Source organism: Variovorax sp. EBFNA2, assembly GCF_033802765.1.
Taxonomy (GTDB): domain Bacteria; phylum Pseudomonadota; class Gammaproteobacteria; order Burkholderiales; family Burkholderiaceae_C; genus Variovorax; species Variovorax paradoxus_H.
The window spans coordinates 4,314,086-4,339,472 of record NZ_CP138496.1 but is presented as its reverse complement, the minus strand read 5'-3'; the positions used below and the strand labels follow the sequence as shown (position 1 = coordinate 4,339,472).

The 25,387-nt window shown below is 69.0% G+C and carries 24 protein-coding genes; 9 read left to right on the top strand and 15 right to left on the bottom strand.

The window, feature by feature from the left end; translation table 11 throughout:
* Window positions 1-2: 2 nt before the first annotated feature.
* The 5 genes from RZE79_RS20450 to RZE79_RS20430 all read right to left on the bottom strand — a co-directional run bounded on the left by RZE79_RS20450 (window position 3) and on the right by RZE79_RS20430 (window position 4,760).
* Window positions 3-1,259 (bottom strand): DUF6596 domain-containing protein, encoded by a 1,257-nt coding sequence (locus RZE79_RS20450; protein WP_319356418.1) that lies wholly within the window; start codon window positions 1,257-1,259, stop codon window positions 3-5.
* On the bottom strand, window positions 1,256-1,630 hold the full coding sequence (locus RZE79_RS20445; RefSeq protein ID WP_319356416.1) for a YciI family protein: 375 nt from the start codon (window positions 1,628-1,630) through the stop codon (window positions 1,256-1,258). Before RZE79_RS20445 ends, RZE79_RS20450 begins: the two co-directional genes overlap by 4 nt.
* Before the next feature lie 168 nt (window positions 1,631-1,798).
* Window positions 1,799-3,160, bottom strand: a complete 1,362-nt coding sequence (locus RZE79_RS20440; RefSeq protein WP_319356414.1) for a Gfo/Idh/MocA family oxidoreductase — start codon at window positions 3,158-3,160, stop codon at window positions 1,799-1,801.
* A gap of 5 nt (window positions 3,161-3,165) precedes the next feature.
* On the bottom strand, window positions 3,166-4,041 hold the full coding sequence (locus RZE79_RS20435; RefSeq protein ID WP_099790947.1) for a phytanoyl-CoA dioxygenase family protein: 876 nt from the start codon (window positions 4,039-4,041) through the stop codon (window positions 3,166-3,168).
* Complete coding sequence (locus RZE79_RS20430; RefSeq protein WP_319356410.1) at window positions 4,038-4,760, bottom strand: GntR family transcriptional regulator; 723 nt, start codon at window positions 4,758-4,760, stop codon at window positions 4,038-4,040. The genes RZE79_RS20435 and RZE79_RS20430 overlap by 4 nt, the downstream gene beginning before the upstream one ends.
* A 115-nt stretch (window positions 4,761-4,875) precedes the next feature.
* On the opposite strand from RZE79_RS20430, the gene RZE79_RS20425 reads away from it, so the two are divergent.
* A complete protein-coding gene (locus tag RZE79_RS20425) occupies window positions 4,876-5,841 on the top strand; it encodes a threo-3-hydroxy-L-aspartate ammonia-lyase (RefSeq protein ID WP_319356409.1) in 966 nt (321 codons plus the stop codon).
* A gap of 3 nt (window positions 5,842-5,844) precedes the next feature.
* On the opposite strand, the gene RZE79_RS20420 is transcribed toward RZE79_RS20425, so the two are convergent.
* The 4 genes from RZE79_RS20420 to RZE79_RS20405 form a co-directional block, all read right to left on the bottom strand.
* Entirely contained in the window at window positions 5,845-6,510 is a 666-nt protein-coding gene (locus tag RZE79_RS20420) for a hypothetical protein (protein WP_319356407.1), read from the bottom strand.
* 42 nt (window positions 6,511-6,552) lie between these two features.
* Window positions 6,553-7,203 (bottom strand): ABC transporter ATP-binding protein, encoded by a 651-nt coding sequence (locus RZE79_RS20415; RefSeq protein WP_319356405.1) that lies wholly within the window; start codon window positions 7,201-7,203, stop codon window positions 6,553-6,555.
* Window positions 7,200-8,186 (bottom strand): tRNA (adenosine(37)-N6)-dimethylallyltransferase MiaA, encoded by a 987-nt coding sequence (gene miaA / locus RZE79_RS20410; protein WP_319356403.1) that lies wholly within the window; start codon window positions 8,184-8,186, stop codon window positions 7,200-7,202. The genes RZE79_RS20415 and miaA overlap by 4 nt, the downstream gene beginning before the upstream one ends.
* 64 nt (window positions 8,187-8,250) lie before the next feature.
* Window positions 8,251-9,183 (bottom strand): AraC family transcriptional regulator, encoded by a 933-nt coding sequence (locus RZE79_RS20405; RefSeq protein WP_319356401.1) that lies wholly within the window; start codon window positions 9,181-9,183, stop codon window positions 8,251-8,253.
* A 204-nt stretch (window positions 9,184-9,387) separates the two neighbouring features.
* Between RZE79_RS20405 and RZE79_RS20400 the strand changes: the two genes are divergently transcribed.
* From RZE79_RS20400 to RZE79_RS20390, 3 genes are read left to right on the top strand one after another with little or no spacing between them, the layout of a single operon-like run.
* A complete protein-coding gene (locus RZE79_RS20400; RefSeq protein WP_319356399.1) occupies window positions 9,388-9,750 on the top strand; it encodes a c-type cytochrome in 363 nt (120 codons plus the stop codon).
* A gap of 37 nt (window positions 9,751-9,787) precedes the next feature.
* Window positions 9,788-10,261: a (2Fe-2S)-binding protein gene (locus tag RZE79_RS20395; RefSeq protein WP_101489744.1), complete on the top strand. Its 474-nt coding sequence runs from the start codon at window positions 9,788-9,790 to the stop codon at window positions 10,259-10,261.
* Window positions 10,262-10,270: 9 nt separating this feature from the next.
* Window positions 10,271-12,535, top strand: coding sequence for a xanthine dehydrogenase family protein molybdopterin-binding subunit (locus RZE79_RS20390; protein ID WP_319356396.1), 2,265 nt, complete (start codon window positions 10,271-10,273; stop codon window positions 12,533-12,535).
* 41 nt (window positions 12,536-12,576) lie between these two features.
* Here the strand turns inward: RZE79_RS20390 and RZE79_RS20385 are convergent, their stop codons facing one another.
* A complete protein-coding gene (locus RZE79_RS20385; RefSeq protein WP_319356394.1) occupies window positions 12,577-13,575 on the bottom strand; it encodes an alpha/beta fold hydrolase in 999 nt (332 codons plus the stop codon).
* Window positions 13,576-13,790: 215 nt separating this feature from the next.
* Window positions 13,791-14,594, bottom strand: a complete 804-nt coding sequence (locus RZE79_RS20380) for a helix-turn-helix transcriptional regulator (RefSeq protein WP_319356392.1) — start codon at window positions 14,592-14,594, stop codon at window positions 13,791-13,793.
* Between the two features lie 103 nt (window positions 14,595-14,697).
* Between RZE79_RS20380 and RZE79_RS20375 the strand changes: the two genes are divergently transcribed.
* The gene (locus RZE79_RS20375) at window positions 14,698-16,263 is read left to right on the top strand and encodes an MFS transporter (protein ID WP_319356390.1); all 1,566 of its coding nucleotides are present in this window, start codon (window positions 14,698-14,700) and stop codon (window positions 16,261-16,263) included.
* 3 nt (window positions 16,264-16,266) lie between these two features.
* Here the strand turns inward: RZE79_RS20375 and mutL are convergent, their stop codons facing one another.
* Window positions 16,267-18,162 (bottom strand): DNA mismatch repair endonuclease MutL, encoded by a 1,896-nt coding sequence (gene mutL / locus RZE79_RS20370; RefSeq protein ID WP_319356388.1) that lies wholly within the window; start codon window positions 18,160-18,162, stop codon window positions 16,267-16,269.
* 260 nt (window positions 18,163-18,422) lie between these two features.
* Between mutL and RZE79_RS20365 the strand changes: the two genes are divergently transcribed.
* From RZE79_RS20365 to RZE79_RS20355, 3 genes are all read left to right on the top strand, one after another.
* Window positions 18,423-20,213, top strand: a complete 1,791-nt coding sequence (locus RZE79_RS20365; protein ID WP_192192597.1) for an IlvD/Edd family dehydratase — start codon at window positions 18,423-18,425, stop codon at window positions 20,211-20,213.
* A gap of 318 nt (window positions 20,214-20,531) precedes the next feature.
* Complete coding sequence (locus RZE79_RS20360) at window positions 20,532-21,353, top strand: fumarylacetoacetate hydrolase family protein (RefSeq protein WP_319356385.1); 822 nt, start codon at window positions 20,532-20,534, stop codon at window positions 21,351-21,353.
* A 46-nt stretch (window positions 21,354-21,399) separates the two neighbouring features.
* Entirely contained in the window at window positions 21,400-22,752 is a 1,353-nt protein-coding gene (locus RZE79_RS20355; RefSeq protein WP_153283103.1) for an MFS transporter, read from the top strand.
* Between the two features lie 4 nt (window positions 22,753-22,756).
* Here RZE79_RS20355 and RZE79_RS20350 read toward each other — a convergent pair whose 3' ends face one another.
* Both RZE79_RS20350 and RZE79_RS20345 read right to left on the bottom strand, forming a co-directional pair.
* Window positions 22,757-23,698: a LysR family transcriptional regulator gene (locus RZE79_RS20350; protein ID WP_319356382.1), complete on the bottom strand. Its 942-nt coding sequence runs from the start codon at window positions 23,696-23,698 to the stop codon at window positions 22,757-22,759.
* Window positions 23,695-24,204 carry a GNAT family N-acetyltransferase gene (locus RZE79_RS20345; protein ID WP_319356380.1) on the bottom strand — a complete coding sequence of 170 codons (510 nt, stop codon included), beginning with the start codon at window positions 24,202-24,204 and terminating at the stop codon, window positions 23,695-23,697. The genes RZE79_RS20350 and RZE79_RS20345 overlap by 4 nt, the downstream gene beginning before the upstream one ends.
* Before the next feature lie 49 nt (window positions 24,205-24,253).
* On the opposite strand from RZE79_RS20345, the gene RZE79_RS20340 reads away from it, so the two are divergent.
* Entirely contained in the window at window positions 24,254-24,919 is a 666-nt protein-coding gene (locus tag RZE79_RS20340) for a DedA family protein (protein WP_319356378.1), read from the top strand.
* 71 nt (window positions 24,920-24,990) lie between these two features.
* Here RZE79_RS20340 and RZE79_RS20335 read toward each other — a convergent pair whose 3' ends face one another.
* Complete coding sequence (locus tag RZE79_RS20335) at window positions 24,991-25,290, bottom strand: glycine zipper domain-containing protein (protein ID WP_319356376.1); 300 nt, start codon at window positions 25,288-25,290, stop codon at window positions 24,991-24,993.
* Window positions 25,291-25,387: the final 97 nt, after the last annotated feature.

Genomic DNA, 25,387 nt, shown 5'->3' with positions numbered 1-25,387 from the left:
CCTCAGGCCCGTTCCGACATCGCGTGCAGGTACGCCCGCACCGCCCCATTGCTGCTCAGCCCGATCGCCCGATCGTAGGCCTGCCGCGCCGCCACGCGCGCGCCACCGGCCGCGAGCAAGTGCGCGCGTGCCGCCCAGAACGGCTGGTAGCTCGCCACTTCATCCGACGGAATCGCATCGAGCGCGCGCAGCCCGGTCTCGGGTCCGCGCGCATTCGCCAACGCACACGCCAGGCTGACCTGCGCGCCGATGCTGGGCCGCAGCGCGAGCAGGCCTTCGTACAGCGACACCAGCACTTCGGGCGGCACCGGTGCGCCGGCGCGGCGTTCGCAGTGGGCCGACTGGATCGCGGCCTCGAGCTGGTACGGCCCGAGCGACTGCATGGCCGACGCGATGCGCAGATGGTGCTCGGCCTCGGCCAGCAGTGCGTGGTCCCAGCGCGTGATCTCCTGCTGGTCGAGCGGCACGTAGGCGCCGGTCTCGGTGCGGCGCGCGGCGGTGCGCGCCTCGCAGAACAGCATCAGCGCGAGCAGGCCCAGCGGCTCGGGTTCGGCGGGCATCAGGCGGCACAGGATGCGGCCGAGGTCGATGGCCTCGGTCGTCAGGCCGCGGGGCAGGGCGTCGGCGCCGTCGACGTCGTCCCAGCCGGTGCCGTAGGCGGCGTAGATGCCGTCGAGCACGTCGCGCAGCCGGTGCGGCAGGTCGCGCGCCTGCGGATACTCGAAAGAGATGCCGGCTGCGCGGATGCGGGCCTTGGCGCGCACCAGCCGCTGGCCCAGCGCGGAGGGCGAGGTGAGGAATGCGCCGGCCATGCGCGCGGCATCGAGCCCGAGCACGGTCTGCAGCATGAGCGGCGCGCGCGCGGCGGCGTCGATGGCCGGGTGCGCGCAGACGAAGAGCAGGCGCAGCCGTTCGTCGGGCACGGTGGCGGCATCGGGGTCGGCCTCGTCCATCTCGCCCGCGAGCAGCAGCAGCGTCTGCGTGGCGCCGTCCTGCACGCGGCTGTGGCGCCAGGCGTCGAGCTTGCGGTGCCGCGCGACGCTCAGCAGCCAGGCGTCGGGCTGCACCGGCACGCCGTCGGCGGGCCAGCGCTCGAGCGCGCGGGCGAAGGCGTCGGCCAGGGCGTCTTCGGAGGCCGCGATGTCGTGCGTGCGCGCGGACAGGATGGCGAGCAGCCGCCCGTACGACGCGCGTGCCGCGCGTTCGGCTGAAGTGTGTGCCGCGCGTTCGGCGGCGTCATATGCCGCCGGCGTGGTCACGTCTGGCTCGTGCCCGCCGCTGCGGTGGCGGTGAAGACGGGCCGCACTTCGACCCCGCCGCTGGCGGCGCAGGGCGCGCGCGCGGCCCATTCGAGCGCGGCGTCGAGGTCGGGCACGTCGACCACGAAGTAGCCGCCGAGCTGCTCCTTGGTGTCGGCGAAGGGGCCGTCCTGCACCTGGCGCTTGTCGCCGCGCACGCGCAGCGTGGTGCCGGTCATGGGCGGCAGCAGTCCGTGGCCGCCGAGCGCGACGCCCGACTGGCGCACCGCGTCGGCGTACGCGACCCAGCTGGCGCGGTAGGCCTGCGACGAGGCGTCGTTGCGTTGTTCGAATTCGGCCGCGGGTTGGTAGAACATCAACATGTACTGCATGGTGTTTCTCCGTGAAGGAAAAGCTTGCCGAGCAAGAGCGCTCACCACAATGACGGCCCGCAACCGGTCATTTCGACACCGGAGCGGTGCCGAGCAGAAGATTCTTGATCTGTTCGCCCTTTGGCGCAACGAGAGGCCCCGCGGCTGCGGGGCCCGTTCAGCCGGTGCTCAGGCGGCGCGGGCGTGCACCGCGGGCGTGAACAGCGTTTCCATTTCCTGGCGCAGCCGGTAGGCGGCGGTGCTGGTGTCCATTGCCACGTCGGCCCAGCTCAGGCTCTGGCCCTTCTTCACGGGGCGCACGAGCTTGACGTTGTGCGCCAGCCCGAGCGGCAGGCCGCCCAGGCGCAGCGAGCGCTCGGCCGGCAGCAGCTTGCCCCAGACGGTGTAGCCGCCTTCGCCGTCGAGCATCTCGCCCGCCGCGAGGTCGCGCTTGGCGGTGGCGACCACGTCGGCGTTCCAGCCGGTGGCCACGCCGGTGGGCTCGCCGCGCAGCGCCACGCTGGCGACCGACATGCCGACTTCGAGCCCGATCAGGTGCCAGCGCTTGTACAACGTGAAGTAGCGCCCGCTCGGGTCGGTGTGGGCGTTGTATTCCTCGAAGCAGTTCTTGATGTAGTCGGTCTCGGCCTCGACCGTGACCCACACGCCCATGCGGATGTCGTAGGGAATCTTGCGGCCGTCGGCCTCGAGCGACGAGATCACCTCGACCATGCCCTTGCGCTCCAGCACGCCGCCTTCGCTGCGCGGGCGGGTGACGAAGGGAATGTCTTCCACGCTCGCGGGCGGATAGAGCAGGCCGTCGGAAGGCACGCCCAGGCCGGTCGCGTTGGCCACGGCCGAGCTTTCGATCGAGGGCTTGGAGCCATCGAGGAAGCTGTTGAACATCTTCGGGTTGAGCCCGCCGCGCTTCGCCTGCTCGGGCGTGAGGCCGTAGTTGCCCCACACGGTTTCGGGCGTCGATTCGGTGAAGTGCGGCAGCCACTTATGGCCGCGCCCGGCCGCCACCACCGGAAAGCCGCAGGTGCGCGCCCAGTCGACCAGGTCGCAGATCAGCGCGGGCTGGTCACCGAAGGCCAGCGAATACACCACGCCGGCCTGCTGCGCCTTGTGCGCGAGCAGCGGGCCGCAGAAGGCGTCGGCCTCGACCGTCACGTTGACCACGTGCTTGCCGTGCGCAAACGCATCCAGGCAATGGTCGACCGCGGCAATCGGGTTGCCGGTGCACTCGACCACGATGTCGATGCTGGGCTCGCGCGTCACGGCCTGCCAGTCGTCGGTGATCCAGGTGGCGCCGGTCTTCAGCGCCTCGTGCACCGAGCCGGCGTTGCTGCGCTCGGCCAGCCAGCCCACGCGCTCGAGGTTGACGCGCGCGGCGGCGGGCGAGAGGTCGGCAATGGCGACCAGTTGCACGCCGGGCGTGCGCGGAATCTGCGCCAGGTACATGGCGCCGAACTTGCCGGCACCGATCAGGCCGATGCGGATGGGGCGGCCTTCGGCGGCGCGTTGTTGCAGGCGGGTGTGCAGGCTCATGGTGTTCAGGCTTCCACGGAATCGATGACGTCGAGCGAGGTGCGCAGCGCGCTCTCGGGCAGACCGTCTTTCCACGGCACGTCGACGGGGTAGGGCTGGCGCAGGCAGTCGTCGGGCAGCATCTCGATCGGCGTGAAGTCGCGATGCGCGATGTACTCGGGCCGCTTGTGGCGGCGGATGTGGTTGCTGACCGCGCACAGGCTCAGATACACGGCCACGCGGTTGAAGGGCGACAGGTTGCTGCCCGAGGCATGCACGAGGCAGCTGTGGAACAGGATCATCGAACCGGCCGGCCCCTTGGGCGAGACGATGCCGCCCTGCGTGCCGCCCGCGCGATCGACCAGCTGGCGGATCAGGTCGTTGTCGACCGTCCACAGCGGGTAGCTGGTGGTCGTGAGGTCATGCTTGGCATCGACCACGCCCTTGCGGTGGCTGCCCGGAATGAACATCAGCGGGCCGTTGTGCTCGGTCACTTCATCGAGAAAGATGGCCACGTTCATCGCGCGCTCGGTGGGCATCAGGTCGTCGTTGAGCCAGGTGCCGTAGTCCTGGTGCCACTGCCACACGTCGCCTTCGAAGGCCATCTTGCCGTTGATCTTGAACTGGTGCATGTAGACCGCTTCGTCGAACAGGTCCATCACCGGCCCGACCATGCGCGGGTGCCGCGCCAGCCGCGCGAAGGGCTCGCTGATGAGGTGCGCCGCGAAGTTCGTGCGCACGGCGTCGGAGCCCTTTTCGCGCACGTTGAAGGCTGCGCGCTTGCTGTACAGGTCGGGCACCGCCTCGGTCAGCACCTTCGTCTCTTCGGGTGAGAAGTGGCCGGGGAAGAACAGGTAGCCCTCGCGCTCGAACTGCGCGCGTTGCTCGGGGGTCAGCTTCATGCCTTGTCTCCTTTTTTGGTGGGGGTTGCAGATGCGGATGCGGATGCGGATGCCATGCGCGCCAGCTGCTGCGCGAGCCGTTCGGCCAGCGCGTCGCTGGCGCGCGAGACGTGCTCGTCGCTCAGGCGCGCGGCGCGTTCGACGTCGCCCGCTGCAATGGCGTCGGCAATGGCTTCGTGCTCGTCCCACAGCGACTCGCGCTGCGGCTCGGCCTGCAGCACCGCGCCCATCGCGCGGCGCAGGTGGCGCCAGTGCGGGTCGGCGCTCTGGCCGATCAGCGGGTTGCCCGAGGCGGCGTAGATGGCCTGGTGAAAAGCCACGTCGGCATCGATCATGGCTTCGACATTGCGCCCGCGCGCCGCGCGCCGGCCGCGTTCGATGAGCTTCGGGTCGATGCGAAAACGCTGCTGCGCCGCCAGCCGCGCGGCCAGCACGTCGAGCGCGCCGCGCACCTGGTAGACCTTGCGCATCGCCTCGGCCTCCAGCGGTGCCACCAACACACCGCGGCCGGGCGCGTCCTGCACGAAGCCGTCTTTCTTGAGCAGCCGCAGCGCCTGCAGCACCGGCTGGCGCGACACCGAAAGCCGCGCCGCAATGTCCTCCTGCGTGAGCCGCTCGCCCGGCGCGAGCGCGCCGCTGCTGATGGCGCCGAGCAGGGCGCGGTAGACCTGATCGACGAGGTCGGGAGCGACTTCGATGCTGAGCAACTGGGCGGGCATGGTGGGCCTTTTTTGAACTCTGTATACAGAGTACGGAGTTCCGGCGCCGGACGCATCCCCGGGTTTTTACCCATCGGGACTGTAAGGAAGGGGGCGCCGCCGCTAAGCTCGATGCATGCAACTCCCTACCTACGACGACGTCATCGCCGCGGCCGCGCGGCTCGAAGGCCATGCCCACCGCACGCCGGTGCTGCAATCGACCACCGCCAATGAACGCTGGGGCGCGCAGTTCTTCTTCAAGTGCGAGAACTTCCAGCGCATGGGCGCGTTCAAGTTCCGCGGTGCGTTCAATGCGCTGTCGAAGTTCGACGCGGCGCAGCGCAAGGGCGGCGTCATCGCGTTCTCGTCGGGCAACCACGCGCAGGCCATCGCGCTGTCGGCGCGGCTGCTGTCGATGCCGGCCGTGATCGTCATGCCCAAGGACGCGCCCGCCGCCAAGGTCGCGGCCACGAAGGGCTACGGCGCCGACGTGGTGATGTACGACCGCTTCACCGAAGACCGCGAGGCGCTGACGAAGCGGCTCGCGCAGGAACGCGGCATGACGATGATTCCGCCCTACGACCACCCCGATGTGCTGACGGGGCAGGGTACGGCGGTGAAGGAACTCATCGAAGAGACGGGCCCGCTCGATCACCTGTTCGTGTGCCTCGGCGGCGGTGGGCTGCTGTCGGGCTCGGCCCTGTCGGCGCGCGCACTGTCGCCCGAGTGCAAGGTCTACGGCGTGGAGCCCGAAGCCGGCAACGACGGCCAGCAGTCACTGCGCACAGGGAAGATCGTGCACATCGAAACGCCCAACACCATTGCCGACGGCGCGCAGACACAGCACCTGGGCGAATACACCTTCGGGATCATCCAACGCGATGTCGATGACATCTTCACGGTGACCGACGAGCAGCTCGTCGAGGCGATGCGCTTCTTCGCGGAGCGCATGAAGATGGTGGTGGAGCCGACGGGCTGCCTCGCGTTCGCGGGCGCCATTGCGGCTGCGAAGGCCATTGAAGGCCAGCGCGTGGGCATCGTGATCAGCGGCGGGAACGTCGACCTGTCTCGCTATGCCGCGTTGTTGAGCGGCACGGCCTGAGCCTTACGGCGTGCGCTGCCACACGACGCGGCGCGCGTTCTCGCCGCAGTCGAGCAGCTGACGGTAGCCGGCTGCATCGAAGTCCGGCAGCGCCAGCAGCCAGGCCTCGAGTTGTGTGAAGTTGTCGGCGAGCGTGCCGACCTCGGCAGCTGGGGCGTCGCGGTCGCTGTCGGCCCACAGCTCGATCCACACGTGCGGCAGGTTGTCGACCTTCGTGTGCGAGCGCACCGCGATCCGCTTGATGGCGTCCAGCGCGACGCGCACCTCAGGGCGTCGGTAGCGAATCAGTGAGAGATGGCCGTGGCGCAGCGTGACGCGCGCGCCATCGGGCGGTCCGCCGACGCGGCGCGATCGCTGGAAGGCCTTCAGGTTCTGGCTGCGGACGATGTAGAGCGTGCCCGCGGCGAAGAAGGCCGTCATGAGAGAAAGGTAGGCGAGCCTGGATGCCGAGACGCCGACTGCACCGTGCCGGGCAATGATCCACAGGGCGTACAAGCACGCGGCCGTGGCCACCGCGCTCGCGATGCCCCACAGCCCGGCCGCCCATGGGCTGCCACGCAGCGCCGCACGGAACACGAAGGCATAGACCAGGATGCGCACGCCGACCATGAGCGTGGGGCGTGTGGCGAGTTGCCACAGCTCGGTGGCCAGGTAGAGCACGGCGATCATCACCAACGCGCCCGGAACGGGTGTCGATGGGCGCTTCACCCGTCAGGCCCGGATACCGCTCACCGTCAGGTGCAGCAAGCGGTCCGCACGCGCCGCCGCGCTCTCCGAGTGCGTCACCAGCACCAGCGACGCGCCATGCTCGCGTGTCTGGCCGATCAGCAGGTCCATCACCTTCGCGGCGGTGGACGGGTCGAGGTTGCCGGTGGGCTCGTCGGCCAGCAGCAGCGCGGGCCGATGCACCAGCGCGCGTGCGATGGCCACGCGCTGCAGCTGACCGCCTGACAGTGTCTGCGGCAGCCGCGCGCCCATGCCGGGCAGGCCGACGGCGTCGAGCATGTGGGCTACGCGTGCGTCTTCGCGCGGACGGCCGAGCAACATCAGCGGCAGCGATACGTTCTGCGCCACGTCGAGGTGCGGCAGCACATGGAAGGCCTGGAACACGAAGCCCACATGCTGGCGGCGCCAGAGTGCGCGGGCTTCGCCGTCGAGCGCGCCGATGTCGGTGCCGTCGTGTGACACGCTGCCTTCGTCCCAGTTGTCGAGGCCGGCCATGCAGTTGAGCAAGGTCGACTTGCCCACGCCCGATTCGCCCACGATGGCGACGAACTCGCCGGGCTCGACCTGCAGGCTCACGTGTTCGAAGACGGGCGCGTCGCCGTAGTGCTTGCCGAGGTTGGAGAGGTGCAGGGTCATGCGGGCGTCGCCCCGCGTGCAATGTGCGCGATGTGCTGCACGGCGGTCTGCACCGCGTCGGGCGCATCGCAGGCGATGACGGTGCGTTGCGGCATGCTGCGCAGCCAGGTGATCTGCCGCTTGGCGAGCTGGCGCGTGGCGGCGATGCCGCGCTCGCGCAACTCGTTCAGGGCCTTGGCATCGGGCGGTGCGTCGCCGCAGGCGTCGAGCATCTCCCAGGCCTGGCGGTAGCCGACGCAGCGCATCGAGGGCAGGTCGGGCGACAGGTCGCCGCGCGCGCGCAGCGCCTTCACCTCGTCGAGAAAACCGCCTGCGAGCATGGCGTCGAAGCGTTCGGCAATGCGGCCGTGCAGCCAGGCGCGGTCATTGGGTTCGAGCGACACGAGTACGCCACCGTCGACGGCCTTGGCGGCCTTGGTGTCGCTCGCATGGAAGCTGGACAGCGGCTGACCGCTGCTTTCCCACACCTCGAGCGCGCGCTGGATGCGCTGGCTGTCTTGCGGCGCGAGCCGCGCGGCCGTGACGGGGTCGACCTGCGCGAGCCGCGCATGCATCGCGGGCCAGCCGAGCGCGGCGGCTTCGGCATCGAGGCGCGCGCGCACGGCGGGGTCGGCAGCGGGCATGGCGTCGATGCCGTCGAACAGCGCCTTGAAGTACAGCATGGTGCCGCCCACAAGCAGCGGCAGCGCGCCGCGCGCGCGGATGGCGTCGATAAGCCGTGTGGCGTCGGCCACGAAGGCGGCCGCGCTGTAGCTGTCGCGCGCATCGAGGATGTCGATCAGGTGGTGCGGCACGGCGGCCTGCTCGGCGGCGGTGGGCTTGGCGGTGCCGATGTCCATGCCGCGGTAGACCAGCGCCGAATCGACGCTGATGATCTCGACCGGCTGCAATTGCGCCACGGCCAGGGCCACGGCGGTCTTGCCGGACGCAGTGGGGCCGGCGAGCGCGATGTAGCGCGGGGGAACAGGGGAAGCGGGGGGCATGCGTCGAGGGTAGCAAATGGCGCGCGCCGGGCGGCAGCGCGGGGCTTGCTTGCGACGCAGTGCTTCAGGCGATGACGACGGTCGCGTCCCGCATCCGGCGGATGTCGCGCAGCGGTGGCGCCCCGAACAGGCGCGCGTACTCGCGGCTGAACTGCGAGGCGCTTTCATAGCCCACGCGCACGCCGGCCGTGCCCGCATCGATGTTCTGGTTCAGCATCAGCTGCCGCGCTTCCTGCAGGCGCAACTGCTTCAGGTACTGCATCGGGCTCATGCCGGTCACGGCGCGGAAGTGCTGGCGGTAGGTCGACGGGCTCATGTGCGCGGACGCGGCGAGGTCGTCGGCCAGCACGGGCTTGGTGAAGTTCATCTTGAGCCACGCCAGGCTCTGCGCCACCTGCTGGCTCGGCGAGCCGACGGTCACGAGGCGCTGCAGCTGCGGGCCGTGGCGGCCGGCAAGCAGGCGCACGATGATTTCCTTCTGCAGCAGCGGCGCGAGCTGGGGAACGAGCTGGGGCTCGGCCAGCAGCTCGACGAGCCGCGTCACCGTGCCCAGCAGTGTCGGGTCGAGTGCGCCCAGCGACAGGGCGCGGTGGTTGTGAGGCTCTCTGGACGGCGGCGGCAACGCCATCTCGGTCGCCACCTGCACGATGGCGCGCGCATCGAGCTTGAGCATGAGGCCCAGAAAGGGCTGCGCCGCGCTGGCGCGGGTGACGTGCGCCACCACGGGAAGGTCGGCCGTGATGAGCAGCGACTGGCCCGCGGCGTATTCATAGATCTCTTCGCCGAGCGCCGCGCGCTTCTGTCCGCCGACCGTGATGCCCAGGCCGAAGCCGTAGATGCAATGCACGGGCTCGGTCGCGGCGCTGCGACGGTGCAGCGAGAGTTCGGGAATGGCGGTGGCGTGGTCGCCGTCGTTTCGGGCAATGCGCCCGACGGCCGTGGCCAGGGCACCGAGGACGGCCGAGTCGTCTGGCTGCGTCGGCTGTAGCACTTCCATCTGAATCCTTTCGGCTGCTTGCGCAAAGTCTATCGGGCGCTTCTCATGCGACTGGCGTTTCCGGCGCAGTCTCGTTGTTTCAGGCAAGAACGCGCGCGGATTGGGCAAGTGGCCGTGGGCGCTTCATCGGACACTGGCCGCCGTGAAGTCCTGCCGCGCGCGGCGCGAGGACCGTGCTTCCCCTCCACGATGATGAAAAAAGAAATGACCCACGACGAACGAAACCCGCATCGCGGCATCGACCGCCGCATCACCGCCTCGCTCGTGGCCGCCCTGGCCACCGGCGCGAGCATCGCCTGGTCCGCACCCGCCGCCGCCAGCACCGCGCTGGCGCAGAAGTACGCGTGCATGGCCTGCCACCAGGCCGCCGTGAAGGTGGTGGGCCCTTCCTGGAAAGAGATCGGCGCGCGCTACGGCGACGGCAAGGGCACGGCCGCGCAGCTGGCCGCCAGCATCAAGGCCGGCAGCTCGGGCAAGTGGGGCGCGATGCCGATGCCCGCGCAACCCCAGGTGCCCGAGGCCGACCTGCAGGCGCTCGCGCAATGGGTGCTCGACGGCGCCAAGTGAATCGAATCCTTCAACTCAACCCACGGAGAACAACAACATGAGCGCGCTCCACGTCAACGGCCGTGACCACACGGTCGACGCCGACCCCGGCACCCCCATCCTCTGGGCCCTGCGCGACACGCTGGGCATGACCGGCACCAAGTTCGGCTGCGGCGCGGCGCTGTGCGGCGCCTGCACCGTGCACATGGACGGCCAGGCCATTCGCTCGTGCATCACGCCGATCTCGGCGGCCGAGGGCAAGAAGATCACCACCATCGAAGCCGTGACCGGCGGCAGCGACCGCGTGGGCGCTGCCGTGCATGCCGCGTGGGTCAAGCACGACGTCGCGCAGTGCGGCTACTGCCAGAGCGGCCAGATCATGAGTGCGACGGCCTTCCTGCAGTCACTGCCCAAGGGCAAGCAGCCCAGCACGGACGAGATCGACTCGGCCATGGCCGGCAACATCTGCCGCTGCGGCACCTACGCCCGCATCCGCGCCGCCGTGGCCGATGCGGCCAAGACCCTCGCCTAAGGAGCCGACATGCTGCCAAACATCGACTACAACGAACTGCCGCGCGCGCTGCAGCGCCTGATGGCCCGGCCTGAGACCGATGAAGCCGACGAGGTCGCCACGCTGCCCCGTCGCAGCTTCCTGAAGATGGCCGGCGCCGGTGGCTTCGTGCTCGGCGCCTTTCCCCACATGGCCATGGCGCAGGCCGACGGCCCGGCCAAGGCGGGCGGTGCGCTCAAGCCGACGCAACAGCCGTCGGCCTTCGTGCAGATCGCGCCGAATGGCGAGGTCACGGTGACCATCAACCGCCTCGAATTCGGCCAGGGCGTGCAGACCGGCCTCCCGATGATCCTGGCCGAAGAGCTCGATGCCGACTGGGCCCTGGTGCGCAGCCGCAACGGCACCAACGATGCCGCCTACGCCGACCCGTTGTTCGGCATGCACCTGACCGGCGGTTCCAACTCGATCAAGAACAGCTACACGCAGTACCGCGAACTCGGCGCGCGTGCGCGGGCCATGCTGCTGTCGGCAGCCGCGCAGCGCTGGAAGGTCGACGTGGCCACGCTGCGCACGCAGGCCGGCACCGTGTTCGGCCCGGGCGGCCGCAAGGCGACTTACGGCGAACTGGCCGAAGCGGCCATGGCGCTGCCCGTGCCCGAGAAGGTCACGCTGAAGAACCCGAAGGACTTCCGCATCATCGGACGCCCGACCACGCGCCTGGACGCACGCGCCAAGAGCAGCGGGCGGCAAGACTTCGGCATCGACGTGAAGCAGCCCGGCCAACTGTCGGCCGTGGTCGCGCATCCGCCGGTGTTCGGCGCGCGCTTGGCCTCTGTGGACGACAGCGCCGCGCGCGCCGTCAAGGGCGTGAAGGCCGTGCTGCGCATTCCGCTGGACCGCGGTGCCGAGGGCGTGGCCGTGGTGGCCGACGGTTACTGGCCGGCCAAGCTGGGCCGCGATGCGCTCAAGCTGCAGTGGGACACCGCCGCCGTCGAGAAGGTCGACAGCGAGAAGCAACTGGCGCAGTACCGTGAACTGGCCGGCCGCCCTGGCAATCGCAAGTTCGACGCCGACATGGCGCCGCTGGCCAATGCACCGCACAAGCTCGACGCCGAGTTCGTGTTTCCCTACCTGGCCCACGCGCCCATGGAGCCGGAGAACTGCACCGTGAAGCTGACGGACGGCCGCGCCGAGCTGTGGGTCGGCACGCAGTCGGCCGACCTCGACGGCCAGGCCGCGGCGCGCACGCTGAAGCTCAAGCCCGAGCAGGTGAAGGTGAATGTGCAGATGGCGGGCGGCGGCTTCGGCCGGCGCTTCGTGGGCTCGAGCGACTTCGTGGTCGAGGCCTGCGAAATCGCCAAGGCCGCGCGCACTGCCGGCCTCAAAGACGCCCCCGTGCGCCTGCTGTGGAGCCGCGAGGACGACATCAAGGGCGGCTACTACCGCCCCATGCACCTGCACCGCGCACGCATCGGTTTCGACGAACGCGGCAAGATCCTCGCGTGGGACCACGTGATCGTGGGCCAGTCGATCACCGGCGGCACGGTGTTCGCCGGCTCCATGGTGAAGGGCGGCATCGACGCCACGGCCGTCGAAGGCATGCGCGATCCGTACCCCGTGCCGATGCGCCTCACGGTGCATCACCCGCAGGTCAACGTGCCGGTGCTGTGGTGGCGCAGCGTGGGTTCCACGCACACCGCCTTCGTGATGGAAACGCTCATCGACGAGATCGCCCGCACCACCAAGCAAGACCCGGTGGCCTACCGCATGAACCTCTTCGGCGACAAGCACCCGCGCCATCGCGCCGCGCTGCAGCTGGCGGTCGACAAGAGCGGCTACGGCAAGAAGAAGCTGGCCGAAGGCCGCGCCTGGGGCGTGGCGGTGCACGAGTCCTTCGAGTCGGTGGTGGCCTATGTGGTCGAAGCGTCGGTGAAGGACGGCCAGCCCGTGCTGCACCGCGTGACCTCCGGCGTGCACTGCAATCTGGCAGTGAACCCGCGCAGCGTGGAAGCGCAGGTGCAGGGCGCAGCGGTGATGGGGCTGTCGACCTGTCTGCAGGGCAGCGCCATCACGTTGAAGGACGGCGTGGTGCAGCAGGGCAACTTCGGCGACTTCACCGTGGCGCGCATCACGCAGATGCCCGAGTTCGATGTGCACATCGTGCCGAGTGCCGATGCGCCCAAGGGCATGGGAGAACCGGGTCTGCCACCGCTGGCGCCTGCGTTCGCGAATGCCGTGGCGCGGTTGACGGGCAAGCCGTTGCGCCAGCTGCCGTTCGACCTGGCCTCGGCCTGAGGCGGGAACGGAACCGGCTGAAAAGCCGGTTTGGTTGTTAGTTAGATGGCAGCGGGGGCGGGCGGCGTGTGCGCCTGGCCCCGCACCTCTTGCGGCGACAGCGCGGCGGAGGGCAACGAAGAAGGCACCGCAGGCTGCGGCGATACCAGCCGCGGCTGCGGCCGGCTGTCCGCCACGGTGCTGCTGCCTTCGGGCTTCATGCGGAACAGTTGCGACAGCGCCGCGCGGTACTGCGTCGCGCCCACCGAGTTGGTGTTGTGGTGCGAACCGCCTTCGACCAGCACGAACATCTTCGGCACCGTGGCCGCCTCGTACAGCTTGCGCCCGAGCGTCGGGTTGATCAGGCTGTCGGCGGTGCCATGCACCACGAGCAGCGGTGCGCCGATGTCCTTGACGGTGCGAATCGCCTCGAAGCGCTGCGTGATGAACGGGCCGAAGGGCAGCCAGCCCCACTTGAAGCTGCTGGCCACGTCGGCGATGGAGGTGAAGGTGCTCTCGACGATGGTGCCGCTCTCGTCGCCCACCGTGGCCGCCAGATCGATGCCGATGGCACCGCCCAGCGAGTGGCCGAAGATGTAACGGTGCTGGCGCGGATGGCGCGCGGCGAGCCAGGTCCAGGCGGCGCGGGCGTCTTCGCGGGCCGAGGCTTCCGAGGGCAGGCCCTTGGAGCTCTTGCCGAAGCCGCGGTAGTCGATGGCCAGCACCGAGAAGCCCAGCTCGTGCATGCGCTGGATGCGCGGCGCCGAGCCGGCCACGTTGTAGCGCGCACCATGCAGGTACAGCAGCACGGGGGTGTCGGTGGTTTCGGGGGCGCCGCCGAGCCACAGGCCGTGCAGGCGCGCCGGTTCACCGGTGATGGACGATTGAAAGTCGATCCAGACGTCCTGCATGCCTTCGGTCATCTGGGCCGAGTTGCCCCAGCTGCGGTCGCTGGGCTGAAAGATCCACTCACGCTGCCGTTCGTCGAGGGTCGAACAGCCGGCGGCCAGAAGGGCACAGAGCGAAAAGATGGACGCGAGGAGGGGCCAGCGTTTGATCATTGCGTGGAGGGACAGCGAAAGTCGGCCGAAAGTTCATCTGCTTGCTTTCTGAAACGCGTCGGCATCGCGTGTCAGCCCTCCCTGTGCGGCGCTCGCCGGCGCTTCGCACGAGACCATGCAACGTGCGTGCCCGCGCTGCGGATGACGCGCAAAAACCCTCGAAAACCCTCAAAACGGGCGCTGACGGCGCTTATCTAGCGCGCCAGCGGCGGTGCTCAGCCCGGTGCCGGCTGCGCGAAATACACCACCATGCGCAGGTGCCGGTGCTCGTCGACCACCAACATTTCGTGGTGAAAGTCCAACGGCCCGGTGTCGGCCATCTGTATGCATCCGAGGCCGCGCCGGGCGGGCGCGCTGTCGGGGGTGTCCCACCAGCGGCGGAAGTCGGGCGAGAGTTCTTTCAGGTCCGCGACGAGGCCGAGCATGGCCGGATCGTCGGGCGCGATAGCGAAGTCGTAACGGAATTGCGCCAGCAGCCGGGGCGCATCGTCGCGCCAGGCGGGCAAGCGGCGCCGCAGTTCGGGGTCGGCGAACACCATGCGCAGCAGGTTGCGCACCTCGCGTTCGCGCCCGCTGAAGCCGAACAGCGCCTCGGCCGCCGCGTTCCAGGCCACGACATCCCAGCGCAGGTTGCACACGTAGGCGGGGCGGTTCGGCAGGTCGTCCATCAGCTGCTGGATGTGCGGCGTGACCGACACCTGCTGATGGGCCTCGGGCGGCGGAGGGCGCTTGTGGGCCAGCAGAAACAGGTGGCTGCATTCGGCGTCGTCGAGCTTCAAGGCGTGCGCCACGCCGAGCAAAAACTTCTGCGACACCTGGATCTCGCGCCCCTGCTCGAACCACGTGTACCAGGTGAGCCCCACGCCGGCCATCACCGCGACCTCTTCGCGCCGCAGGCCGGGCGTGCGGCGCCGGCCCTGGGAGGGCAGGCCGACATCGGCGGGCGTCAGCTTCCGGCGGTGCCGGGTCAGGAACTCCGACAGCTCGTTCTTGGTGCGGCTGAGGCTGCGTTCGATCACGGCTATTGTCTCCAGTAATAGGATAAACACTTAAATTGTAATGTGATTATCTTGTCCTGAAGATGGGGCTTCCGCAACCCGAACACGCACCCGGAGGCCCTTTTTGACAGCACCTTGCGACTCACTTTCCCTTGCCGAAAGGCCTCCCGCTGCGAGGCGCGAAGGCCGCGCAGGCGCCCGCGAATGGACCGGCCTCGCGCTGCTGGCGCTGCCGACCCTTTTGCTCGGCCTCGACCTCACGCTGCTGCACCTCGCGCTGCCCGCGCTGGCCCTCGACCTGCGCCCCACGAGCGCGCAGGCGCTGTGGATCGTCGATGCCTACGGCTTCATGATTGCCGGCTTCCTCGTCACGATGGGCACGCTGGGCGACCGTATCGGGCGGCGCAAGCTGCTCATGGTGGGGGCGGCGGCGTTCGGCGTGGCGTCGGTGATTGCGGCCTCTTCGACCAGCGCCAACCAGCTGATCGCCGCGCGTGCCGTGCTCGGCGTGGCGGGCGCGACGCTGATGCCGTCGACGCTGGCGCTGATCAGCAACATGTTTTTGCACCCGCACCAGCGCGCGCTGGCGATCGGACTGTGGGCGACCATGTTCGCGCTGGGCATGGCGGCGGGGCCGGTGGTGGGCGGCGTGCTGCTGGCGCACCAGGGCTGGGGCGCGGCCTTTCTCGTCGCGCTGCCGGTCGTCGGGCTGCTGCTGGTGGCCGCGCCGTTCCTGCTGCCGGAGTACCGCGCGCCGCAGCAAGGTCGGCTCGATCTGCCCAGCGTCGCGCTGTCGCTGCTCGCGTTGCTGCCGGTGGTCTACGGCATCAAGCAGGTCGCCAAGGACGGGATCGGCGTCGGTGCCGCGCTGGCACTCTTCGGCGGGTTGGCCTTTGCTCTGCTGTTCGTCCGGCGGCAGCGGCGGCTGCGCCATCCGCTGATCGACCTCGACCTGTTCGCCAGCCGGGCCTTCAGCGTCGCGCTGGTGGTGCTGCTGGTGGGGCTCGTCGGTGTCGGCGGCACGATGCTGCTGGTGACCCAGTACCTGCAACTGGTGGCGGGCCTGTCACCGCTCGCGGCGGGGCTGTGGATGGGGCCGCCAGCGCTGGCCATGCTGGTCGCTGGCATCACGGCGCCGCTGCTCGCGCGGCGCATCCGGCCGGGCCATGTGATGGCGGGCGCACTGGGGCTGTCCGTCGTGGGCTATCTGATGCTGAGCCAGCTCGATCGCACGCCGCATGGCATTGCGTTGGTGACCGCCTCGTTCTCGTTGGTGTACCTCGGCCTGGGCACCATCGCCGCGCTGGGCACCGACCTGGTGGTGGGCGCCGCGCCGCCCGAGAAGGCCGGGTCCGCCTCGGCCTTGTCCGAAACGGTGCAGGAGCTGGGCCTGGCCGTGGGCATCGCCACGCTGGGCAGCCTGACGACGGCGGTGTATCGCACGCGGATGGGCGAGCCGATCGACGGCATGGCCGTGGCCCTTCAGCGCGCGGTATCGGACAGCCTGGCCGGCGCCACCTCGGTGGCGCGCGAACTGCCTGCGGGTGTGCTGGAACAGGCACAAGCCGCCTTCCTCGCGGGGCTGAATGCAGCCGCGGCCACCAGCGCCGTCAGCATCGCGATCCTTGCGGTGCTGGCTGCCGTCACGCTGCAGCATGTCGGCGCAGCCGCCGATGACGCGAAACCTTGAGGCTCAGCGCCCGCGCATGAACAGCGAATCGAGCTCGCGGATCGACAGCTGGCGCCAGGTCGGCCGGCCGTGGTTGCACTGGTCGGAGCGCTCGGTGGCTTCCATCTGGCGCAGCAGGCCGTTCATCTCGTCGATCGTGAGCTTGCGGTTGGCGCGCACCGCGCCGTGGCAGGCCATGGTCGACAGCAGCTCGTTCTGCGCGCGCTGCACCACGGTGCTCGCGTCGTGCTGGCCCAGTTCGGCGAGCACGCTGCGCGCCAGCTCCACCGGGTCGCCGTCGGCCAGGGTGCCGGGCACGGCGCGCACCGCGAGCGTGCGGGCCGAGAAAGGCGTGATCTCCAGCCCCAGCGTGGGCAGCACCTCGGCGCAGGCCTCGGCCGTGGCCACTTCCTGCGGCGTGGCCGCGAAGGTGGCCGGAATCAGCAGCGGCTGGCTCGTGATGGCTGCGCCGTCGAGCTGGGTCTTGAGCCGCTCGTAGACGATGCGCTCGTGCGCCGCGTGCATGTCGACGATCACGAGGCCCTGGCTGTTCTCGGCCAGGATGTAGATGCCCTGCAGCTGGGCCAGCGCGCGGCCCAGCGGCCAGGCGTCCTGGTTCATGACAGGCGCGGGCGCTGGCGCGGGCGCTTCGGTGTCCGGCAATCCGACCGGCGCGCGGAACGACATCGCCGGCGCTTCCGTCTGCCACTGCGACGCGCCCGTGACCAACGCATGGCCTTGTTCCTCGGAGCGCCGCGGCCACATGGCCTCGAAGTCGCCGGTGCCGCGCTCGCGTGCCTGGAACGCAATCGCGGGCTGCGACCAGCTCGCGCTCGGCGGCAGCGGCGTCTGCTTGAAGAAAGGCTGCGGCGGTGCGTCGGCCGGTGCCAGCGCATCGCCGGCGCGCGGTGCGGCCAGGGCGTCCTCGATGGCATGGCGCACCGCCTGGTGCACCTCGCGTCCGTCGCGGAAGCGCACCTCGATTTTGGTCGGGTGCACGTTGACGTCGACGCGCGCGGGGTCGATCTCCAGGTACAGCACGTACACCGGCTGGCGCTGGCCGTGCAGCACGTCTTCGTAGGCGCTGCGCACCGCGTGCGACAGCACCTTGTCGCGCACGAAGCGCCCGTTGACGTAGAAGAACTGCTGGTCGTTGCGCGAGCGCGCTGCGTCGGGAATGCCGGCGCGGCCGACCACGCGCACCGGGCCGCCTTCGCGCAGCACAGAGACGCTCTGCGACACGAAGTCGTCGCTCAGCGCGTCGGCCAGCCGCTGTTCGGGCGTGGCGGCGGCGCGCCATTGTTCGATCAGCTTGCCGTCGTGCCACACCGCGAAGCCCACCTCGGGCCGCGCCAGCGCATGGCGGCGCACGGCCTCGATGCAGTGGGCCAGCTCGGTGGCGTCGGTCTTCAAAAATTTGCGCCGTGCGGGCGTGGCAAAGAACAGCTCGCGCACCTCGACCGTGGTGCCCACGGAGCGCGCCACGGGCCGCAGCTCGCCCGTGCCGCCGTCGAGCACGAAGGCGCTGTCGGCGCCGGTGAAGCGCGAGAGGATGCTGAGTTCGGCAATCGCGTTGATGGCCGCGAGCGCCTCGCCGCGAAAGCCCATGGTGCCGACCGTTTCGAGGTCGCTCAGGCTCGCGATCTTGCTGGTGGCGTGGCGGCGCAGGGCCACCGTGAGTTCTTCGCGCGGAATGCCCCCGCCGTCGTCTTCGACCGAGATCAGCCGCACGCCGCCCGAGGCCAGCCGCACGGTGATCTGGCGCGCGCCGGCGTCCAGCGCGTTGTCGAGCAGTTCGCGCACCACCGAGGCGGGGCGCTCGACCATTTCGCCGGCGGCGATCTGGCTGATCAGCTCGTCGGGGAGTTCACGGATCGGGCGGCGTTCGGCGGGGGGGAGGGAGGAGGGGAGGGCACTCACCGGAAACATTCTAAAAGCGGCGCCCGGGCGGGGCCGATGGCGGGGGTATCGGGGGTGTCCGGGCGGTGTATTTGGCGCGCTTATACCGATCCTCAACCGATCTCATTGGCTTTGGCGAAGGCGAAAACCTAAGCTCCCTCTCGCCAACGTATTCGCACAACAAGAACGCACCGGAGACACCCAGGACACCGCCATGGCACGCCGCCATGCCGCGCAGGGGGCCGCCGCGCGCGTTCGCCGACCCCCTGAAAGCCGATGCCATGACGACACCCCGCCCCCTGCGCTCCGCCGCCTGGTTCAACAACCCCGAACACAGCGAACTCTCGGTTTTGCACCTGGCCTGGTTCCTGAACTACGGCCTCACCCGCGAAGAGCTGCAATCGGGCAAGCCGATCATCGGCATCGCGCAAAGCGGCTCCGACCTCACGCCCTGCAACCGCCACCACCGCGAGCTGTCGCTGCGGGTGCGCGAAGGCATCCGCGAGATGGGCGGCATCGCGATGGAATTTCCGATGCACCCGATCCAGGAGAACGGCCGCCGCCCCACGGCCGCGCTCGACCGCAACCTGGCCTACCTGGGCCTCGTCGAAATCCTCACCGGCTACCCGATCGACGGCGTGGTGCTGACCACCGGCTGCGACAAGACCACGCCCGCCGCACTGATGGCCGCGGCCACCGCCAACATCCCCGCCATCGTGCTGTCGGGCGGCCCCATGCTCAACGGCTGGCACGAAGGCCAGCGCACCGGCACCGGCACCACGCTGTTCAAGGCGCGCGAGCTGTTCGCCAAGGGCAGCATCGACTTCCCCGGCTACATCGACCTCGTCGGCTCCACCGTGCCTTCGGCCGGCCACTGCAACGTGATGGGCACGGCCTCGACCATGAACGCCTTGGCCGAGGCGCTGGGCATGAGCCTGCCCGGCTGCGCGGCCATTCCCGCGCCGTACCGCGAGCGCGGCCAGATGGCCTACGAAACCGGCCGCCGCATCGTCGACATGGTGCGCGAAGACCTCAAGCCCTCGGACATCCTCACGCGCTCGGCCTTCGAGAACGCCATCGTCGTCAACTCGGCCATCGGCGGTTCGACCAACGCGCCGATCCACCTCATCGCCATCGCCAAGCATGCGGGCGTCGAGCTCAACATCCAGGACTGGGAAACGGTCGGCCTCGAGGTGCCGCTGCTGCTCGACATGCAGCCCGCCGGCAAGTACCTCGGCGAAGAGTTCTACCGCGCGGGCGGCGTGCCCGCCGTCGTGGCCGAGCTGCACCGCCACGGCCTGATCCGCACCGACGCGCGCACCGTCAACGGCCACACCTTGGCCGTCAACTGCGCCGACGCACCGGTGAAAGACGCCGACGTCATCCGCCCCTTCGAGCAGCCGCTGCGCGAGAACGCCGGCTTCCTCGTGATGTCGGGCAACCTGTTCGACAGCGCGATCATGAAGACCAGCGTCATCTCCGACGAGTTCCGCGCGCGCTACCTGAGCAAGGCCGGCGACCTCGACGCCTTCGTGGGCCGCGCCATCGTGTTCGACGGCCCGGAAGATTTCGAGGCCCGCATCGAAGACCCGTCGCTGGACATCGACGCGAGCTGCATCCTGTTCATGCGCGGCGTCGGCCCCATCGGCCACCCGGGCTCGTCGGAAGTGGTCAACATGCGCGCGCCCTCGCACCTGCTCAAGAGCGGCGTGTCGGCCTTGCCCTGCATCGGCGACGGCCGCCAGTCGGGCACCTCGGGCTCGCCGTCGATCCTCAACGCCTCGCCCGAAGCCGCCGCAGGCACAGGCCTGGCGCTGCTGCAGACCGGCGACAAGGTGCGCGTGGACCTGAAGGAGCGCACCGTCAACATGCTCGTCGACGACGAGGTGCTGCAAGCGCGCGCCCGCGACCTCGAGGCGAAGGGCGGCTACCCGATTCCCGCGAGCCAGACGCCATGGCAGGAGATCCAGCGCGCGATGGTGGACACGCTGTCCGAAGGCATGGTGCTGAAGCCGGCGACCAAGTACCAGCGCGTGGCGCAGACCGCCGGGATTCCGCGTCGGAATCATTGAGGACTGCTGTTGTTCAGGGCGACGCTCCCGCCGACGGGGAGCCTTGCTCCGCGAATGTCCCCCGGGGCTGCGCCCCTCCTCCTTGATTTCGCTGCGCAAGGCACCCCATCGACGTGAGCGTCATCAGCGCGGTCGTTGATCGGGCCAGCACAACGACAGCGCCCAGTGTGCTCAGGGCACTGGGTGCTTCCCGCAGCGAAATCAAGGAGGAGGGCGAAGCCCGGGGGACATTCGCGGAGGGAAGTACCCGGTGGCCTGAGCACACGCCCTGAACAAACCCGCACAAGGTTTTTTTCAAATCAAAAGAAGGAGTCAGACATGAAGTGGATGAGCGTTCAAACGCCCCAAGGCCCCCGCGTGGGCTACATCAAGGACGGCGCATTGCAGCCCGTCGATGCGGCCCGCATGCAGGACATCGTCGAAGGCAAGCCCTGGAACGATGCAGGCCAACCAATCCCGCTCGCCGACGTCAAGCCCACGCTGCCGTTCGCGCCGAGAAACATCATCTGCATCGGCGCGAACTACCGCGACCATTGCATCGAAACAGGGCTGGCCATCCCCGAGAAGCCCGTCGTGTTCGCCAAGTTCACCAACACGCTGGCGGCCGATGGCGACGCGATCACCTGGCCCGAAGGCTTCACCGAGAAGGTCGACTGGGAAGCTGAACTCGGCGTCGTCATCGGCAAACGCGCACAGGGCGTGAGCGAAGCGGATGCGCTCTCGCATGTGTTCGGCTACGTCGCCGCCAACGACGTGAGCGCGCGCGACGTGCAGCTGGGCGAGGCGCAATGGGTGCGCGGCAAGTCGCTCGACGGCTTTTGCCCACTCGCGTCCACCGTCGTCACGCGCGACGAAGTGGCCGACGTGCAATCGCTGGGCATCCGCTGCCTCGTCAACGGCGAGGCCGTGCAGTCGTCCAACACCAGCGAAATGATTTTCTCGGTCGCGTTCCTCGTGGCGTACCTCTCGCGCGCCATCACGCTGGAGCCCGGCGACCTGATCCTCACCGGCACGCCCGCCGGCGTCGGCCTGGGCCTCAAGCCGCCACGCTTCCTGAAGCGCGGCGACGTGGTCTCGGTCGAGATCGACGGGCTTGGTGCGGTGACCAACCCGGTCCACGGCGCGGTCGCACGCGGCTAGCCTTCACGGCTTTCAGACAGACATACCTATTCAGGAGACAACAACAATGACAACCACGAGTCCCTACGGCGAGCTGGTCACAGGCGCCATCCACAAGGCGCGCTGGCGCCTGCTGCCCATGCTCATCGTCATGTACATCATGTCGATTCTTGACCGCGTGAACGTTGGCTTCGCCAAGCAGGCGCTGCAGATCGACACCGGCCTGAGCAACAGCGCCTTCGCGCTCGGCGCCGGCATCTTCTTCGTGAGCTACGCGATCTTCGAAGTGCCGAGCAACGTGATCTTGTCGCGCGTCGGTCCGCGCATCTGGCTGTGCCGGATCATGGTCACCTGGGGGCTCGTGGCGTCGGCCATGATGTTCGCGACCACCGAGACCTCGTTCTACGTGCTGCGCTTTTTGCTCGGCATCGCGGAGGCGGGCTTCTACCCCGGCGTGCTGCTCACGCTGACCTACTGGTTCCCGGCGAAGGTGCGCGCGCAGGCCAACGGCATCCTGCTGTTCGGCTTTGCAGGCGCGCTCGTCATCGGCGGGCCGATCTCCGGTGCGCTGCTCGACATGAACGGCATCGGCGGCCTCAAGGGCTGGGAGTGGATGTTCCTCATCGAGGGCCTGATGGCCGTGGTGGTGGGCATCGTGGCCTTCTTCGTCATCGTCGACCGGCCGCACAACGCGCCCTGGCTCACGACCGCGCAGCAGAACGCGCTGCAGGCCGTGCTCGACCAGGAAGCGGCAGAAAAGTCGGCCGACAGCCCGCAGACCGTGTGGCAGACCCTGTGCAATCCGCGGGTCATGTTCTTCGCGCTGAACTTCTTCATCGTGCAGATCGCGGCCTACGGCCTCATCTTCTATCTCCCGACCCAGGTGGCGCAGATCCTGGGCCAGAAGATCGGCCTGCTGGTCGGCTTCGTCACCAGCATTCCGTGGCTGCTGGCGCTGTTCGTCGTGTACTTCGTCACGCGCTGGTCCGACCGTCACCACGACCGTCGCCGCGTCACCGTGGCCACGCTGTACACGATCTTCGGCGTGTGCGTGTGCCTGTCGGCGCATGGCTCGCCGGTCTTCGCGATCGCGGCGCTGTCGATCGGTGCGTCGACCTACCTGTCGGGCACGCCGATCTTCTATGCCTTCCTGTCGGAGCGGCTGTCGGGGCTGGGCATTGCCACGGGCATTGCGCTGGTCAACTCCATCGGCAACCTCGGCGGCTTCGTGGCGCCCAACCTGCGGACCTACGTGGAACAGAACCACGGCGGCTCGGCCGCGGGGCTGTACACGCTGGGCAGTGCAGCGCTGCTGGCCGCACTGATGCTGGCGCTCATGCCCAAGGGCTGGCGCGTGGCGAAGAAGAGCGGGGCGGCGGCAGCGCCTGCGGCCGTGCGCGACGGTCGGGCGCGCGCCTAGCTGATCAGAAGGCCTGTCGCCAGACGCGCGACAGTGCCTGCCACGCGCAGTCCACCTCCGGCCGCTTGAGCGCGCTGGCCAGGCAGACAAAGCGCAGATCGCAGCCGATGCTCACGCGGTCGGCAATGACCAGGCCGTCGCGCTGGCTGGCCTGCAGCGCCAGCGCATCGCGCGCCAGCGAAATGCCCACGCCGGCGCGCACCAGCGCCAGCATCGACATCTCCTGGTCGGCCTGCGCAGCCTTCTTCAGCACCAGCTTGTGGGCCTGCAGCACGGGCGCCAGCAGCCGCGAATGCGACGAGGTCGGCGGTGCCAGCACCCACGGCAGATACGCCAGCTCGGGCCACTCGCGGCCCAGCACCTGGGGCGCCCAGCCGCTCGGGCCGATCACCTGGTAGTTGAAGCGCGCCAGCACCTGCGAATGGAACAGCAGGCCGCCTTCCTGGCGGCGCGCGGCGGCGCTGGCCTGCGGCAGGTCGGTCGCCTCGGGGTCGCCGAGGTAGAAGCCGATGTCCAGTTCCTTGTTCAGCAGTTGGGCGAGCACGTCGCCGCTCGTGCCCTGGTGCAGCTCGGTCTCGAGCTCGGGCGCCAGCGCCACCAGCTCGGTGAGGAAGGGGCTGAGCCGCGTGAAGTCGGGGTCGAGGATGGTGCCGATGCGCAGCGAGCCGCGCACGCCGCCCTTGAGTCGCTCGGCCGCCACCGCGAAATCGTTCAGACCCTCGAGCGCATGCTCCGCATGGTTGAGCAGCGCCGCGCCGTCGCGCGTGAGCAGCAGGCCGGTGGGCGTGCGCTGGAACAGCTCCAGCTCGACCAGCGCGCCCAGCTCCTTGAGCTGCAGGCTCACGGCTGGCTGCGTGAGAAAGAGGCGCTGCGCGCCGCGCGACACCGAGCCCTCGCGGGCCACGGCCACGAAGGCCTGCAGGAGCCGGGGCTCGATCTTCTTCATGCCGCGCCGGGCAGAGGCTGCAACTGCTTGAACATGACGAAGGCATCCACGAAGCCACGCTGCGGATGCCGGAACGCGCCCGGCAGGGTGCCGACGATGGCGAAGCCCATGCGCTGCCAGAGCTGCACTGCGCGCGCGTTGGTCGACACGACGAAGTTGAACTGCATCGCCAGGAAGCCCATGCGCAAGGCCTGCTGCTGCGAGTGTTCGCACAGCGCCGAAGCCACGCCCAGGCCACGCGCGGCCTCGGACACCACATACGCGCAGTTGCTCACATGTGCGCCCTGGCCCGGCTGGTTGGGCCGGATCACATAGGTGCCCAGCACGGCGCTTTCGTCGTTGCAGGCCACGAAGGTCAGCGTGGGCACCTTCATCCACGAGTGGCGGGCCTCTTCTTCCGTGACATCGGGCGGGTAGGTGTAGGTGTCGCCGCGGCGGAACGTCGGTTCGAGGACGGCCCAGATAGCGGGCCAGTCGGCATCGAGGGCTTCGCGGATCTGGATCATGGGGTGATTCGGAAAGGGGGCAGCATGCCAACAAGGATAATCCGCGCCCATGGAAATCATCAGCTTTCTCGTCGACTTCATTCTTCACGTCGACAAACATCTCGAGGCCTTCGTGGTCGCCTACGGCCCCTGGGTCTATGCGCTGCTGTTCCTGATCGTGTTCGTCGAGACCGGTGCGGTGGTCATGCCGTTCTTGCCGGGCGACTCTCTGCTGTTCATCGTCGGCGCGCTGTGCGGCGTGGGGCTCATGAGCTTTCCGCTGGCGTGCGGCATCCTGATCGTGGCGGCCATCCTGGGCGACCAGTGCAACTACTCGATCGGGCGCTACTTCGGGCCCAAGGTGTTCCAGTGGGAGAACTCGCGCTTCTTCAACCGCAAGGCCTTCGACCAGGCCCACGGCTTCTACGAGCGCTACGGCGGCATCACCATCGTGCTCGCACGCTTCATGCCCTTCATTCGCACCTTTGCGCCCTTCGTGGCGGGCGTGGCCGAGATGAACCGCGCGAAGTTCACGGCCTACAACGTGGGCGGCGCGCTGCTCTGGGTGCTGGGCATTGCCACCGCGGGCTACTTCTTCGGCAACCTGCCGTTCGTGCGGCTGCACCTGGACAAGATCATCTGGGCGCTGATCTTCGTGCCCGGACTGCTGGCCATCTTCGGCGCGTGGCGCGCCTCGAAGGCCGAGAAGGCGCGGGCGGCGGCATCGCAGGCCTGAGTCGCTGCAAACTCACCCCACAAAAAAACGCGCCCGAGGGCGCGTTTTTCGTTGAGGGTGTGAATGAATGATCAGTAGCGGGGCCCGTTGTACGGGTAGTAGCCGCTGCCGCGCGGGTAGCGTTGCTGTTGCTGCTGCTCGTAGTAGTTGCGTTCGTCGACGCTGCGGCCCACCTGGTTGCCGATGACGCCGCCGATGGCTGCGCCGCCGAGCGTGGAGCCGGTGTTGCCACCGATTGCATGGCCCACCGCCGCGCCGCCGAGTGCGCCGATACCGGTGCCCAGGTTCTGGTTGGGACCGCTCGCACAACCCGCCAGCGTCATGACCGAAGTGGCAGCTGCAGCGGCGATCCAGAGACGTGTCTTCAACATGGTGTCCACCTTTCGAGGAGTGATGGCTCATCATGGTCAAAAGTACGCATTTCGCGGTGTAGGAGCCTGCCGCACGTGCCTGTGCGCAGGGTCGGGC